The organism is Planctomycetota bacterium, assembly GCA_039182125.1.
Taxonomy (GTDB): Bacteria; Planctomycetota; Phycisphaerae; order Tepidisphaerales; family Tepidisphaeraceae; genus JBCDCH01.
Window position 1 is genome coordinate 1 of record JBCDCH010000097.1, and the last position, 13,575, is coordinate 13,575.

Annotated in this window: 16 protein-coding genes; 7 read left to right on the forward strand and 9 right to left on the reverse strand. The window is 63.6% G+C overall.

Going from position 1 to position 13,575, the window contains the following annotated elements; translation table 11 throughout:
* Positions 1 to 145: 145 nt before the first annotated feature.
* Entirely contained in the window at positions 146 to 607 is a 462-nt protein-coding gene (locus AAGD32_17115) for a hypothetical protein (GenBank protein MEM8875968.1), read from the reverse strand.
* Positions 608 to 684: 77 nt separating this feature from the next.
* Between AAGD32_17115 and AAGD32_17120 the strand changes: the two genes are divergently transcribed.
* A complete protein-coding gene (locus AAGD32_17120) occupies positions 685 to 2,208 on the forward strand; it encodes a glycosyltransferase family 39 protein (protein ID MEM8875969.1) in 1,524 nt (507 codons plus the stop codon).
* Here AAGD32_17120 and AAGD32_17125 read toward each other — a convergent pair.
* Positions 2,183 to 2,827 (reverse strand): hypothetical protein, encoded by a 645-nt coding sequence (locus tag AAGD32_17125; GenBank protein MEM8875970.1) that lies wholly within the window; start codon positions 2,825 to 2,827, stop codon positions 2,183 to 2,185. The genes AAGD32_17120 and AAGD32_17125 overlap by 26 nt on opposite strands.
* A 35-nt stretch (positions 2,828 to 2,862) precedes the next feature.
* On the opposite strand from AAGD32_17125, the gene AAGD32_17130 reads away from it, so the two are divergent.
* Together AAGD32_17130 and AAGD32_17135 are read left to right on the forward strand one after the other, a co-directional pair.
* Positions 2,863 to 3,624: a hypothetical protein gene (locus tag AAGD32_17130; GenBank protein ID MEM8875971.1), complete on the forward strand. Its 762-nt coding sequence runs from the start codon at positions 2,863 to 2,865 to the stop codon at positions 3,622 to 3,624.
* On the forward strand, positions 3,611 to 4,537 hold the full coding sequence (locus AAGD32_17135; protein MEM8875972.1) for a histone deacetylase: 927 nt from the start codon (positions 3,611 to 3,613) through the stop codon (positions 4,535 to 4,537). The genes AAGD32_17130 and AAGD32_17135 overlap by 14 nt, the downstream gene beginning before the upstream one ends.
* Here AAGD32_17135 and lpxK read toward each other — a convergent pair.
* Together lpxK and AAGD32_17145 are read right to left on the reverse strand one after the other, a co-directional pair.
* A complete protein-coding gene (gene lpxK, locus AAGD32_17140; protein MEM8875973.1) occupies positions 4,526 to 5,461 on the reverse strand; it encodes a tetraacyldisaccharide 4'-kinase in 936 nt (311 codons plus the stop codon). The two genes, AAGD32_17135 and lpxK, sit on opposite strands and share 12 nt — an antisense overlap.
* Entirely contained in the window at positions 5,458 to 6,390 is a 933-nt protein-coding gene (locus AAGD32_17145; GenBank protein MEM8875974.1) for a glutamate--tRNA ligase family protein, read from the reverse strand. Before AAGD32_17145 ends, lpxK begins: the two co-directional genes overlap by 4 nt.
* A gap of 88 nt (positions 6,391 to 6,478) precedes the next feature.
* Between AAGD32_17145 and AAGD32_17150 the strand changes: the two genes are divergently transcribed.
* On the forward strand, positions 6,479 to 6,856 hold the full coding sequence (locus AAGD32_17150) for a hypothetical protein (GenBank protein MEM8875975.1): 378 nt from the start codon (positions 6,479 to 6,481) through the stop codon (positions 6,854 to 6,856).
* Between the two features lie 47 nt (positions 6,857 to 6,903).
* Here the strand turns inward: AAGD32_17150 and AAGD32_17155 are convergent, their stop codons facing one another.
* Positions 6,904 to 7,620, reverse strand: a complete 717-nt coding sequence (locus tag AAGD32_17155; protein MEM8875976.1) for an ABC transporter ATP-binding protein — start codon at positions 7,618 to 7,620, stop codon at positions 6,904 to 6,906.
* A gap of 167 nt (positions 7,621 to 7,787) precedes the next feature.
* Here AAGD32_17155 and AAGD32_17160 point away from each other — a divergent pair, with 167 nt between their 5' ends.
* Positions 7,788 to 8,762, forward strand: a complete 975-nt coding sequence (locus AAGD32_17160; protein MEM8875977.1) for a hypothetical protein — start codon at positions 7,788 to 7,790, stop codon at positions 8,760 to 8,762.
* Here AAGD32_17160 and AAGD32_17165 read toward each other — a convergent pair whose 3' ends face one another.
* The 4 genes from AAGD32_17165 to AAGD32_17180 form a co-directional block, all read right to left on the reverse strand.
* Entirely contained in the window at positions 8,763 to 10,376 is a 1,614-nt protein-coding gene (locus AAGD32_17165; GenBank protein MEM8875978.1) for a cryptochrome/photolyase family protein, read from the reverse strand.
* 45 nt (positions 10,377 to 10,421) lie between these two features.
* The gene (locus AAGD32_17170; protein MEM8875979.1) at positions 10,422 to 10,898 is read right to left on the reverse strand and encodes a hypothetical protein; all 477 of its coding nucleotides are present in this window, start codon (positions 10,896 to 10,898) and stop codon (positions 10,422 to 10,424) included.
* Positions 10,898 to 11,164, reverse strand: a complete 267-nt coding sequence (locus tag AAGD32_17175; GenBank protein ID MEM8875980.1) for a hypothetical protein — start codon at positions 11,162 to 11,164, stop codon at positions 10,898 to 10,900. Before AAGD32_17175 ends, AAGD32_17170 begins: the two co-directional genes overlap by 1 nt.
* 63 nt (positions 11,165 to 11,227) lie before the next feature.
* Entirely contained in the window at positions 11,228 to 11,458 is a 231-nt protein-coding gene (locus tag AAGD32_17180) for a hypothetical protein (protein ID MEM8875981.1), read from the reverse strand.
* Positions 11,459 to 11,591: 133 nt separating this feature from the next.
* Here AAGD32_17180 and AAGD32_17185 point away from each other — a divergent pair, with 133 nt between their 5' ends.
* Complete coding sequence (locus AAGD32_17185) at positions 11,592 to 12,692, forward strand: mannose-1-phosphate guanylyltransferase (protein MEM8875982.1); 1,101 nt, start codon at positions 11,592 to 11,594, stop codon at positions 12,690 to 12,692.
* 5 nt (positions 12,693 to 12,697) lie between these two features.
* On the forward strand, positions 12,698 to 13,195 hold the full coding sequence (ruvX, locus tag AAGD32_17190) for a Holliday junction resolvase RuvX (GenBank protein ID MEM8875983.1): 498 nt from the start codon (positions 12,698 to 12,700) through the stop codon (positions 13,193 to 13,195).
* Positions 13,196 to 13,575: the final 380 nt, after the last annotated feature.

Sequence of the window (13,575 nt, forward strand, 5' to 3'; positions counted from 1 at the left end):
GCGTGGGTGCGGGGCGCCCGGGCGCCCATGGTGGTTTGGTTTTACCTCCGGGGCCGTGCCGCAGCCCACGCCTACGTGCGCGCCCACCACCTCCCGCCCGGCCCCCACGACGGGACCGTTCAGGTCGATCTTTTGGGATGAGTTTCTAAGCCGCCTCGGCTTCGGGCTCGATGTCCTTGGTCTCGCCCGGTGGCAGATCCGTCGGCTTGCGGGTGTTTTCGCCGGCGAGGGGGTCGGGGACGCCGGGCAGGTCGATGCTGCGGGCTTCGACCTTGCGATAGCCGAGTTGTTCCATCACTTCGAGCACTTCCGTCCAGGTGGGGAAGAGCTTTTTGTTGACCTTCTTGTACGTCTCGATGGCGCGGATGAACTCGTACTGCTCGGCGGTCATCTCGCCTTCCTCGGCGCTGCGGCGGTCTTCCTCGCGCCGAATACCCGCGCCCCGGCGACGTTCGAGGCCGCACCGACGGTCCGCGTTCGAGCCGGCCTTGCGGCGTTCGGGGCCGTCGTAGTTCGGATCGCTGTTCTGACGTCGGTCGGTGCCGAGTCGGCGGTCGACGACGTTGCGGTTGGGATGGTTCTCGTCGGGCGTGTGGTTGTCGGGCATGGCCGGTCTCCATCTCGCGCATCGGCGGGACTGAAGCGTCACTTGAACGGTTCGTGAGGGTTGGGCAAGATCAAGGGATGAAGCAATCAACCCGCCGGTGGCTCTGGTGGGTCGGGCTTGTCGGTCTTTGTCTGGTTTCAGTGGCGACGCGTCTGCTGGGGTTGACGGCCGATGGCTTCTGGTTCGATGAGCTTTTGACGGCGGAGTATGCGGCAGGCGGCGGGGACGTGACGCTGCATCTTCCGCACGATCAGCCGATCGTGCCCGTGCCGACACCTACGGAACTGGGGCAGCACCCGGTCTGGGCGATTTGGACCGGTCTCGACGGAACGGTTCATCCGCCGTTGTTTTACATGGCTGCGCGTTGCTGGGCGTCGGTGTTTGGGGCGACGGACGTGGGTTATCGGTCGTGGTCGTTGGTGTGCTCGACGGGGTCGGTTTTGCTGCTGGCGTGGCTGGTGCGGCGGCTTCACGGACGCCGGGCCGGGCTGATCGCCGGGCTGTTGTTGGCCTTGGCGGCCCCGCAGATCTACTTCGGTCACGACGCCAAGCACTACCCGCAAGCAACGCTGACGTTGTTGGCCGCCGGCCTTGTCGCGAGCTGCACGGCCTACGGCTGGCGGCGGTCCGTGGTGTTGGCGCTACTGCTGGTCGCGGCTCCGTTGACGCATTACTTCACGGTCGGTGCCGCGGCCGCGATCGCCGGGTGGGCGTTCGGGCGGGCGACCGGGGGCGAGCGTTGGCGTCTCGCCATCTGTGGCACGATCGCCGCGCTGGTCGGCATCCTCGCGTGGGGACCGCAGGTGTTGCGGGCACGTGGGGATGGCTTCTCGACCTCGCTGTGGGTCGATGATTATGTGAACCTGTTGCCGCAACTCGCGCGGCAGGTCGGTGAGCTGCCGTTGGGCATGCTCGTTTACACGTCGGAGCTGCCGGGCTGGGTGCTTGCTTTGTCGTGGGGGCTTTGGATCGTGCCGGCGTTGGCGTGTTGGCGGGGTCGTGACTCGGCGCTTGCCCTTTGGGTGGTCTGGTTCCCGGTGGCGTTGTTGCCGGCCTTGCTGGCAAGTTTGTGGCTGAACAAGGAAGTCATTGCATATCCGCGTTACACCGTCTTCGCGGCACCGGCGTTGTGTGCGTTGGTCGCGGCGGGCATGACGCGGGCGTCGATGACGTTGCGACCCGGCCCGCGTGAGTTGGTGCGGTGGGGCGTGCCGGCGGCGGCGGTGTTGCTGGTGTCGGTCGAACTCGGCCGGCCGTACACACGGTTCATGGCCGACCACGAACCGATCGGCGCGTACATCGACGCCAACGCCAAGCCGGGCGACGCGTTGGTCATCGTCGTCGAGCCGGCCAACCCGCTGCTGCACTGCGGGCTGTTCATGTCGATCGCGCACTACGCGGGTGGCGAACGGTTCAGTGAACTTTGGTTGATGCGTGACCGGATGGCCGAGCCGACCGCCGAGCGGGTGTGGTTGGTCAAACCTGCGGCGAGTGGACCGATCGCGCTCGACGGATATGAACTTCGTCGCATCGAAGGGTATCCGCCTGTGGGCTCGACAGGGTTGTGGGTGCGGGCTACTCCGGGACGACTTCCGGAATGAGCGTGGCCCGGACGACGACGCGTTCGCCGGAGAAAGCTTCGTCGCCGGCGAAACGGGCGAACATGCCGCTGACCTCGACCGAGAGCCCGGTGCCGTTGGGGTCGAGAATGAAATCGGCGTCCTTGGGCTGAAGAACGAACTCGCCGCCGTTGAGGAATAGGCCGTTGGGCGTGCCGGTTCGGCGTGATTCTTCGATGATGTAGGCGAAGGGCGTGACCTGGCGTTGGCCGTTGGGCGCGTCGCCGCCGGTCATGATTTGCTCGATGGTGACGTCGGGCAGTTCCATTTCGAAGTAGAACGAGTTGCCGCGGTAGTCGTCGTCGAGCATCTCCTTGGGATCGTCGGTGTAGAGCACGGCAGTTGTCACGTCGCCGTCTTCGCGGAGCACGAGCACGGCCGGTGGAAACTCGACCGTCTGCTCCTCGATGATGACCATCGCGGGGAAGGCTTCGGGCTCGTCGGGCACGACGGTGACCGGGTCGTTCGTCGGCGTCTGGGCCGTCGGCGACGTCGGTTGGTTCGGGGTGGGTAGCTCTTCCTCGCAACCGGCGATGCACGCAAGTGCAACGCCGGCGGCGATGATCGTTGTGGCGAACTGTTGGGTCCGAAGGCTTCTCATCCGAGTGCTCCCGTTTTGCATCATACCATGATTTCGTGGGTGAAGCGGACATGGACACCACGATGCAAAGCCCAGGCGCGACGCAGGGCGACGTGCCCGCCGAGTCCGCGTTGCTGTGCAGCAAGTGTGGCTACACGCTCGATGGCTTGCCAAGCGACGGTCGCTGCCCGGAGTGCGGGACGGCGATTTCGGAGACGACCGGCGTCCGCCGCGTGCCGCCGGCGTGGGAGACGGTCGGCGGTCTCAAGGGCTGGCTGTTCACGACGCTGGGTTTGCTCCGCCGGCCGATCGGGTATTGGGCGTCTTTCCAGAGCCGGCCGACGGATGCGGCGCAGTACCGCCGGGCACAGCGTTTTGCCGCCTGGCACGCGGCCCTTGCCGGCCTGCTGTTCGCCGTTGCTATCACCTACCACGCCCGGCTCATCGGTATTCGGTTCGGTAACGGCATCTGGCTGCCGTTACTCGCGTTCGTCGTCGTGATCGTCACGGCGCTTGGCGGCAAATGGCTCGCGTCGCACCTGACCGCGTTCGAGTCTCGGCAGCGCGGGCTACGCTTGCCGCAGCCGGTGGTGTGGCGGGTATTGGCCTATCAGTCGGCGGCGTTGCTGCCGTTCGCGTTGCTCGCTGCGGCAACGGTCGGCGGGGCGCGGTTGCTCGTCGAGTATCAGCCGATTGTGTTCGCCAAGAACCTGCATGTGTACATCGGCATCCTCGCGGCCGAGGCGATCGTCGGCGGGGCGTACCTTTTCTGGACCTACTGGATGGCGATGCGTGGGGTGATGTATGCCAACGACTGAGCGGATGGTCGCGCTGGCGAGTGACCGGGAGGTCCAACTCGCCCATGACACCGGGCCCGGACACCCCGAGCGGCCTGCGCGGCTCGCGGCGGTGTTCGACGCGCTGGCCGACTTGCCGTTGGTCCGTATCGGCCCCAAGCCGGCGGCCGATGCGTTGTCGCATGTCCATCCGCCGGAGTACGTCAACGACATCCGGGAGGCATGTGTCCGGGATGGGCACGTCGATGCGGACACCGTCGTCGTGCCGGCGAGTTGGGAGGCGGCCTTGTCGGCAGTCGGTTGCGGAATCGCCGCAGTGGACGCGGTGATTGGCGGCACCGCCGATCATGCTTTTGCCACCGTCCGTCCGCCCGGGCATCACGCCGAGCCGGGCAAGGCCATGGGCTTTTGCCTGTTTTCCAACATCGCCATCGCGGCCAGGCACGCACAATCGCGCGGCGTCGGCAAGGTCGCCATCGTCGACTTCGACGTTCACCACGGCAACGGCACGCAGGCCGCGCTGTACGAAGACGACTCGGTTCTGTTCGTGTCGTTGCACCAGGAGCCCGCAACGCTTTGGCCGGGCACCAGCGGATTCTCGACGGAGACCGGCAGCGGCGTCGGGCTCGGCTGCAACCTGAACGTCCCGCTTCGCGCCGGCACGGGTGACGCGGTGTTCCTTGCGACCATGCGTGACAAAGTGCTGCCTGCGGTGTCGGCGTTCGGGGCTGAGTTGTTGTTGGTCAGCGCCGGCTTCGACGCACACGCTGCCGACCCGCTTGCGCAACTGGAGTTGTCGACCGAGTGTTTTGGTGCGATCACGCAAGCGCTGCTCGGATTGCACCTGCCGACGGTCAGCATGCTCGAAGGCGGTTACGACCTCGACGCCCTCGGCACCAGCGCGGCCGCACACGTCCGTGCGCTACTGCAGTGAGCCGATGATGCGTTCGGCCAGTCCTTCGTCGACATCGAGCGAAAGTTCCGCGATGTGCAACGGCAGATCGAATTGGACCAGCTTCACCGCGTCCTTGCGGGTGCAAACCAGCGGCAGGCCGATCGAACGCAATGCGTCAGCGTCGGTATCGGTGTAGCGATGGTGGTCAGGGAAGGTCCGGGTCGTGTGCGGCTCAACGGGGAGCGAGGCGAAGAACGCGCCCGGATTGCCCAGTCCGCAGAACGCCGCGAACGGTTCGGGCACATCGACGGTGACCCGCTGGCGTGCCGTGAAAACCGGGCCGGCGAAGTCGGGTGTTGGCGGGTCGGCGAGATCACACTTGGTGATGAGCACCGCCGACGCACGCCGCAGTCCGGTGACCGGCTCACGCAGGTGCCCCCGGGGTAGCACATGCCCGAAGCCGAACGGATTGGTCGCGTCGAGTAGCACAAGGTCGAAGTCCCGCGCGACCCGGCGGTGCTGAAACCCGTCATCCAACAGCAACACCGTTACGTCCGGCCGACGCTCCAGCAACGTCGCGGCCCCGGCGACGCGATCGGGATTGGCTTCGACCAACTCGGCATCGCTAAGGAGTTCACGCAACTCGGCGACTTCGTCGGCGATCTCGCCGGGACGTGCGCCGTAGCCGCGGGTGAGCACGCCCGGCACATGCCCCGCGGCGTGCAAGCGGCCGGCAAGCCAAGCGACAACGGGGGTTTTGCCGGTTCCGCCGGTGGTCAGGTTGCCGACCGAAATCACCGGCCGCCCGAGTCGATGCTGCTTGCGAATCCCCTTGTCGAACAATCCGTTTCGCACGCCCATGGCTAGCCCGTACGGCAGCGATGCGAGCCACAGCACCGAGCCCGTCAGCGGTGCATCCCCGCGCATGGCGGTCTCGACGTGTTGGCGGAAGCGATGGCTCATGGCAACAGCGGATCGTTGGCCGCGTCGTACACGATCGGCACCGTGGGCACGCGTGCAAGCTCGAAATGCTCGAGAAGCTCGCCGGGGGTCGTCTCTTCGCCGACGTCGATGCCGAGCCACCGGGCGAGGACGCCGAGCAAGCGTTGTGACGACACGCCGGCCTCGCGGTAGGCGGCGATGCGCGTGTCACCGTGTCGTTTGGCGAGCTTGCGACCGTCGGCGCCGATGACCAGCGAAAGGTGCGTGTACGTCGGCGGTGTCAGATCCAACGCGCGGTGCAGTGCGAGTTGGCGACCGGTCGAAGCGAGTAAATCGTCGCCACGTACGACGTGGTTGATGAGGGCGTCGTGATCGTCGATCACGCAGGCGAGCTGGTAGCTGGGCAGACCCTCACGGGTACGAACAATGAAGTCGCCCAACTCGGCGCGAGGTTCGAAGGTACGCCGGCCGAGCAGTGCGTCGACGAACGTGATCGGATCGTTCGGGATCGCGAAACGCAGCGTCGGCACGGGGCCGGTCGGGTCGAGGGTTTGGGCGCGGTGGTCGCCCGCATCCAGTGGTGCGTTGTCGAGGGCCACACGTCCGGCGGCGGCACCGAGCAAGTCTCGGCGGCGGCGCTGATCGGGGTAAAGCATCCCGTCCACGTCAAGCCGAGCGAGCGCGGCGTGGTGAGCGTCGACGTTGTCGGACTGATACACGACCGGACCGTCCCAAGCCAGTCCGAGCCATTGCAAGTCTTCCATGACGCCAGCGTCCGCGCCCTTTTTGACACGCGGCCCGTCGAGATCGTCCATTCGCAATTGCAATTTCCCGCCGGCCGATCGGACGATGAGCCAGTTTGCGAGGAACGTACGGGCGTTTCCAAGGTGCAGGGCACCCGTCGGTGAGGGGGCGAGCCTGCTTACTAGTTTAAAATTTTGGTTGGACAAAGTTGCTCTTGTTGGACTCCGATATAGTTTGTACTACAGTGTACCCGAACGGGGGTATCGAACCCAAACCCATCCGAAAGCTCCAACCATGGCAAAGACCAACGGCATCGACGATCTCAAACAACAGTACATCAACGGCTTGCAGGCGAAAAAGCAGGAACTGGAACACGAACTGGCCCAAGTCAACGCCGAGCTTGGCGTGTTGGGCAGCGGTGGGCGAGCCCGCAGCGCAAAGGTCTCACGGACCAAGACCGGCCGGGTTCGTAACGAGATGAATCTCGGCGATGCCATCGAAGCCGCGATGAAGAAGCTCGGCAAGCCCGCCAAGGTCGGCGACATCATGGACGCCGTTCTAGCCACCGGATACCAGTCGGGCAGCGCGAACTTCCGTGGCATTATCAATCAGTGCCTGATCAAGGATGAACGCTTCGAAGCCAAGAGCCGCGGCATCTACGGCATGGTGTAAAGCGGTCACTAACAATTTTGAGATTTGGGCCGGGCATCACGCCCGGCCTATTTCTTTTCGTCACTCTCCACCAGCCCGTCGCAGAGCGTCACGACCCGAGGGCAATGGTCGGCGATCTTGGGATCGTGGGTGACCATGATGATTGTCGTCCCGCCCGCGACGAGGTTGTCGAAGATGTCGAGAATCTGGACGCCGGTCTTACTGTCGAGCGCGCCTGTCGGCTCGTCGGCCAGGATGATGAGCGGGTCATTCATCAGCGCTCGGGCGATGCAGACACGCTGTTGCTGACCGCCGGAAAGTTCCCAAGGGCGGTGGTCGAGGCGCTGCTCCATGCCGACCTGCTCGGCCAGTTCCTCGGCCCGCTCGACCCGCCGCCGCGGCGGGATGCCGAGATAAAACATCGGCACTTCCAGGTTTTCACGGACCGTGAGTTGGGGAATCAGGTTGTACTGCTGAAACACGAAGCCGATGCGGCGTGATCGGATTTCCGATAGTGCGTCATCGTCCAGCGTGGAGACGTCGTCGTCGCCGAGCATGTACATGCCGCCGGTCGGTTGGTCGAGGCAGCCGAGAATGTTCATGAGCGTCGACTTGCCGCTACCGGACTGGCCCATGATCGCGGCGTACTCGCCCTTGGAGATCGACACGTCGACGCCGCGCAGTGCATGGACGGCGACAGACGCGCCCGGCTTGCGATAGACCTTTGTCAGGTCACGCACGTCAACGACGGTGGTGCGCGGTTCAAGGACAGCTGGGGCTGACATCATACAATGGTACGGGTTATTCGCCGGAGCGGCGAAGTTGGTACCTAGTCGTTGTTTAAGCAAGTGGGAAAAGGCCGATCGTCCGCGTAAAGACAAAGCTGAATTCAGCAACTTAATCCCAGTCGTCGGGCCGGGTGCAAGCTCGAGCGATTGGCTACATTGGGGTCATGGAACCGCAGGCTGTTACGCCATTGGAACTGGAGTACGACGGGGCTGAAGCCGTCGAAGGCCCGGGTCGGCGTGGGCGAGTGGTCGGTGTGGCCATTGTCGCGATCGTGGCCGGTGTTCTGGCGGCGCTGGGTGGGTTGCTGATGTTCGGCGGAGTGATTCTGTCGCTCGGCATGAACGTCCGGTTTGGGCCGGACAGAACCGAAGTCGCGAGCGTGTTGACCATGGTTGTCGGATGTTTGCTGGGTATCGCGCTAGCGGCGGTACCCTTGATCGTCGGCGGCGTGGCGTTGTTGAAACGTCGGGCCTGGGGCCGGTCGCTCGTGCTGGGCGCGGGTTGGCTGCTGTTCGTGAGTCTCGGCGGATTCACGTTGAGCATATTCGCGGGGCTTGTCGATTTTCTGATCAATGGGTTTGCGTTTTGGCGATCGGTGTTGATGCCGCTCGCGATCGTCGGCGGATTCGGTTGGCTTGCGCCCGGAGCGTTGTGGTTGGGTATCGGGTCGCAAACGATGGGCGATGCGGTTCGGCGACAGAACGTTGGGCCCGGCACACGCCTTGCCACGATGCCCGACGCCCTCGGCACGCGACTCATCGGTGGTGCGCAACTCGTGGTCGTGTCGTCGCTGCTGATCGGTCTTTCGCTGGTTGATTCGTTTGATGAGTTTTACGTCGTGGTCGTTCTCACGGTAGTGGCGTTGATGGGTGGGCTAACCCTCGCGGCGGGTTGGCTCGTGCCGCGATTAGCTGGGGTACTATTGATCGGGTCGACGCTGCTATTGAGCGGTTGGATGCTGTACGAGACGGGTTTGACCTATGAGTACGAAGTCGTGACGGCGGGAACCGTCGGTCCGGCTCGTGCTCCGGTTCAAACGTTCAAACCTGATTGGGACGCTGACGAGTTTTTCATCGCGACGCTTTTCATGATTCCGGCGTGGATCCTGGCCATTCGGCTGATCGCACGCGGCCAGTGATCAGAACGTGTCGTACTTCGGATCGAACGGGCCGTTGGTCTGTCCCTCGGCGACCGTACGGCCGGGGAAGCGGTTCCACATTTCATAGTCCTTGCCCTTCATGGTGAGCTTGACGAACTGCTTGCGTTGGTCGCGCATCTGTTGCATCTGCTCGTCGCCGAACTTGTCGATGTTCTTGAGCACCATGTTCATGCGTGGGTTCTTGCCGAGCTTCTCGCGGTGGTCTTCGAGGAAGGTCCAGTACATGAAGTTGAACGGGCAGGCGTCGTCGTCGGTGCGCTTCTTCGGGGAGTAGCGACAATGGCCGCAGTAATCGCTCATCTTGTCGATGTAGTTCGCGCTGCTGACGTATGGCTTGGTCGCGATCGTGTCGTCGTCGCTGTTCATGCCCATGCCGATGACGTTGGGGGCCATGACCCAGTCGTGGCTGTCGATGAACATCGCGAGGAACCAGTCGTTCACGTCCTGCGGCGACAGGCCGGCGAGCGTGGCGAAGTTGGAGAGCACCATGAGCCGTTGGATGTGGTGGCCGTAGGCGTGTTCGAGGGCGTCGGTGATGGTGCGGTGCAGGCAGTGCATGTCCGTGCCGCCGTCCCAGAAAAACGGCGGCAGCGAAGCGTCGACGTCGCGCTGGTTGCGGGTGCGATACTCGGGCATATACGTCCAGTAGATGCCATAGACGAACTCCCGCCAGCCGACGATTTGGCGGATGAACCCCTCGGCGGCATTGATCGGCACGTCGCCCTTGCGGTACGCCTTCTCCACGTCCTCGCACATCGCGAGTGGGTCGAGCATGCCGGCGTTGATCAGCGGTGAAGTGACGGCGTGGTAGAGGATGCGCTCCTCATCGAGCATCGCGTCTTCGTAGTCGCCGAAGAGCGGCAGGCGATGCTTGAGGAAGTCGCGCCATGCGGCCTTGGCGTCCTTGGTTGAGACGGGCCAGGCGAAGTGTTCCAGCGAGCCGGGGTGATCGCCGAAGTGTTTCTCAACATCGGCAAGTGCGACTTGTGTGATTTCGTCCGGCTTGAACGACCTGGGCTTGCGGAAGGTCAGGTCCGCGCCCTTGGCCGGCTTGCGATTCTGTTTGTCGAAGTTCCACTCGCCGCCGCACGGCTTGTCGCCGTCCATGAGCAGGTCGTAATCCTTGCGCATCTGCCGATAGTGAAACTCCATGATGAGTTTCTTCTTCGACTTGGCCCACTTGGCGAAGCGCTCGCGGTCCACGAGAAACAGGCGATTGGGCAGGTAGCGGATCGTGATGCCCAGCAGGTCCGACAGCGTGTCGAGCCAGGCTTGCGTGTGCCATTCGGACGGGCGGACGACGATGAACTCGGTGGACTTGGTCTGCTTGATGTGGTGCCGCAGCGCGGCGATCGAGTCGCGGTACCCGCGGGACTTGAGCGGGTAGTGATGCACGTCGTGGCCCGCTTCGGTCAGCTCGGCCACGAAGTGCCGCATGGCGGAGATGAGGAAGCCGAGCCGAGCCTTGTGGTACGGGAACATCGACCACGTCTTCTTCGACTCGATCAGCAGGACGTGCGCGTCGGGGTGTTCCTCGAGGGCGTTGAGGGAGTGGGAGAGTTGGTCTTCGAAGATCCAGACGGTCGGCCGCATGCCAGAAGTGTGAGGCCGGCCGGCGGATTGCTGAAGTGGGAAACTTCAACGTTCAAACTTCAAGTTGTCGGCGTGGACGTCGAACAGGTGGATGCCGGCGGTTCGTTTGAGCTCGTTGAGCACCGACAGCACGTCGCCATAGCGCGGCCCGAACCGGCCCTCCAGCTCCTCGTGCCACTGCGTAAGCACCTCTGCCGGAAAGTCCGGCGGCGTGTCGAGATACGCCGACGCGAAGTCGAGGAGAAAAGGCGGTGTCACGATCGACATTTCGATGATGAGACGGTCGTCATCATGGTCGATCAGTTGCGGTACACGAAGTCCGAGCACATGGCGGATTCTCCTCGCACGCAAGCGTCGGTAACAGTGCAGTTCGCGAAAGTACACATCCCGGACATGGTGAATCTTGGCACAGAGGCCGCCGTCGTGCCTCCACACCGCCCCGTCCTTGCCTTCGCCCAAGGGCTTGACCGGTTCAAGCTTTCGGTGAACGAGATACCACTCGAGTTCAATCGGCAGTTCCATCAGGCACGTCGTTTCCGACGGATGATCGGTTGCTCGTCACGATCGGCTCGGATGCCGTCGGCCAAGCCAACCATGACCTCATCAACTTCGCCGTCAATGTCGGTGATGATGCATGCCTCGGCTGCCTCTACATCGGCGGCATCACGCAGCGCGACAAAGTCTGGGCCACTTTCGGCAATGTCAAAATCACGACCGCCGACGCGAAGGGTCATTTGCAGTCGCGGCGAGTAACCGGTGGCCGGGGCGGAAAGCAGGGACTCGGGCATGCCCGCACATTAACCGACCACGTTCCGGTTTCGCCAGTTCAAAATACCCAGGTGTCATCCGCTTCAGATCGGCGTCTTCATCCCCATCGCCCGGGCGGCGCACCAGCCGCGTTTGGCCTGGTAGAGGCCCATCGCCCCGAAGCCCACGGCGATTACGACGACGATCCATGCCAGGATCGACCCGGTCGGCCACGCCCAGAGGATGCCGAGGATGCCCGCGATGATCAGCGTTACGCTGCCGAGTACGCCGCGAAAGAGCCGGCCTTTGGAATCGATGTTGCAGGCGGTGTCCATGCATGAAGATACGACCCGGTCGATCCGACGGTTTTTTCTTTGCGTGAAGGCTGCAACGCGGCACCGACTCGGTTAAGTTCAAAATTGATCGTTTCTGTACCCCCAACCAACCTCGCCCCACAGACATTCCACCATGCGATACGGCGTCATCATGGCCGGCGGCAGCGGCTCGCGACTCTGGCCCCTGTCCCGCGGCGATCGGCCCAAACAACTCTTGCCCGTCGTCGGCGGCAAGTCGCTGCTCCGCGTCTCGTACGAACGACTCGCCTCGTTCCTGCCCGACGAACGCATTTTCGTTTGCACAGGTGAGCAGCACCGCGCGGCGATCCTTGAAGACTTGCCGGAGCTGACCGACGAGCGGTTGCTCGGGGAGCCGATGGGACGGGACACGTCCAACGCGGTCGGCTTCTCGGCGGCAGTGTTGCACAAGCTCGATCCGGACGCGTCGTTCGCGGTCGTGACGGCGGATCACGTCATTGAGCCCATCCCAGACTTCGCTGCGGCGCTGACTGCCGGGTTCGATGTCGTCGACCAGATTCACGACACGTTGGTGACCTTCGGCATTGTGCCGACCCACGGCCACACCGGTCTGGGCTACGTCCATCGCGGCGCGCCCATCGACGGCTTCACGGACGATGGCAAGAAAGCTTTTCGCGTCCAGGCGTTCAAGGAAAAGCCCGACAAGCCCACCGCCGATCGTTATGTCGAGTCCGGGCGTTACTACTGGAACTCCGGCATGTTCGTCTGGCGGGCTGACACGATCCTCGCCCAGCTCGAGCAGAATCTTCCGGACGCTCATGCCGGTCTGATGAAGATTAAGGACGCGTGGGGCACCGATCAGCAGAACGACGTGCTCAACGCCACTTACCCGCAGCTGCAAAAGATCAGCATCGACTTCGGCGTGATGGAGTCGGCAGCGGCGGCGGGTAAGGTCAGCGTCGTCGAGATGCCCGTCCAATGGCTCGACGTCGGTTCGTGGCCCGCGTTGGCCGAGACGCTGGAGATCGACGACCACGACAATGCTGTCGAGGCCGACAACCTCGTGATCCTCGACTGTGACGGCAACATCATCATGTCCAAGGACCCCGACCACGTCGTCGGCCTGGTCGGCGTGAGCGACATGGTCATCGTTCACACCAAGGACTGCACCATGGTGTGCCCCAAGGCCGACGCCCAGCGGGTCAAGGAACTCCAGAAAATGGTCGCCGACGAGTACGGCGATCGCTTCCGTTGAGCTCGATGCGGTCGCTCGGCATTGATCTTGGCGGGAAGCGCACCGGCCTGGCGCTCAGTGATCCGGCGGGGCAGTTCGTCTCGCCGTTGCGTGTGATCGAGTCGGCCGACCGCGAGACGGTCATCGCGGGCATTGTCGAAGCTTGTGCCGACGAAGGGGTGGAGCAAATCGTCACGGGTTGTCCGTTGAACATGGACGGCACCGCAGGCAAGCCGGCGCTGGAGGCGCTGCGGTTTGCACGGATAGTGCGGGATCGGACGGGATTGCCGACGTTTCTGTTCGACGAGCGCCGCACGAGTCTCGCCGCCGATGCGCAGTTGGCCCAGCGTCGGGCGGCCGGTGAGAAGTTGACCCACAAAAAGAAGAAACAACGCCGGGATGCGTTGGCTGCCGCGGCAATTTTGCAGGCCTTTCTTGCGGGCGATCGGCCGCGACTCGATGCCGCAGCGGCCGACGCCGAAGCTCGACTGAAGGCCGGCCATCTGGGTGGGGTGATCGATTAATCCAGATCAATGCGTATTCGGAGTGCTTCGGTGGTTGACGCGGCACCCCATTTATGATCATGATCGCAGTCGTCGGGGGATGTTCCCCCGGGGAAATGGTCCCCACCGCAGCGGGGCAACGACCCGACGAGGCCCGATGGACGCGTCATTCACTTTCGTGCCTGGCACGCGGGCCTGAACCAAAGAACGAAGGAGATACTCATGGAACTGATCAAACTTTCCCGTAACGCACTTTTCGCCGTAGCACTTCTCGGCGGTGCCGCATTCCTGATCGGCTGCGAAGAGTCCGATTCGGATCTTGAGGACGCCGTTGACGAGGCCGTCGATGAAGCCGAGGCCGCCGCTGACGAAGCTGGCGCCACGGCCGAAGAGGTCGGCGA

Excerpts from the sequence above, each read along its gene's own strand:
- AAGD32_17155 (MEM8875976.1), bottom strand. The coding sequence starts at position 7,620 with ATGTCAGCCCCAGCTGTCCTTGAACCGCGCACCACCGTCGTTGACGTG.
- AAGD32_17150 (MEM8875975.1), top strand. The coding sequence starts at position 6,479 with ATGGCAAAGACCAACGGCATCGACGATCTCAAACAACAGTACATCAAC.
- AAGD32_17165 (MEM8875978.1), bottom strand. The coding sequence starts at position 10,376 with ATGCGGCCGACCGTCTGGATCTTCGAAGACCAACTCTCCCACTCCCTC.
- lpxK (MEM8875973.1), bottom strand. The coding sequence starts at position 5,461 with ATGAGCCATCGCTTCCGCCAACACGTCGAGACCGCCATGCGCGGGGAT.
- AAGD32_17185 (MEM8875982.1), top strand. The coding sequence starts at position 11,592 with ATGCGATACGGCGTCATCATGGCCGGCGGCAGCGGCTCGCGACTCTGG.
- AAGD32_17120 (MEM8875969.1), top strand. The coding sequence starts at position 685 with ATGAAGCAATCAACCCGCCGGTGGCTCTGGTGGGTCGGGCTTGTCGGT.
- AAGD32_17170 (MEM8875979.1), bottom strand. The coding sequence starts at position 10,898 with ATGGAACTGCCGATTGAACTCGAGTGGTATCTCGTTCACCGAAAGCTT.
- ruvX (MEM8875983.1), top strand. The coding sequence starts at position 12,698 with ATGCGGTCGCTCGGCATTGATCTTGGCGGGAAGCGCACCGGCCTGGCG.
- AAGD32_17175 (MEM8875980.1), bottom strand. The coding sequence starts at position 11,164 with ATGCCCGAGTCCCTGCTTTCCGCCCCGGCCACCGGTTACTCGCCGCGA.
- AAGD32_17160 (MEM8875977.1), top strand. The coding sequence starts at position 7,788 with ATGGAACCGCAGGCTGTTACGCCATTGGAACTGGAGTACGACGGGGCT.
- AAGD32_17180 (MEM8875981.1), bottom strand. The coding sequence starts at position 11,458 with ATGGACACCGCCTGCAACATCGATTCCAAAGGCCGGCTCTTTCGCGGC.
- AAGD32_17135 (MEM8875972.1), top strand. The coding sequence starts at position 3,611 with ATGCCAACGACTGAGCGGATGGTCGCGCTGGCGAGTGACCGGGAGGTC.
- AAGD32_17125 (MEM8875970.1), bottom strand. The coding sequence starts at position 2,827 with ATGAGAAGCCTTCGGACCCAACAGTTCGCCACAACGATCATCGCCGCC.
- AAGD32_17115 (MEM8875968.1), bottom strand. The coding sequence starts at position 607 with ATGCCCGACAACCACACGCCCGACGAGAACCATCCCAACCGCAACGTC.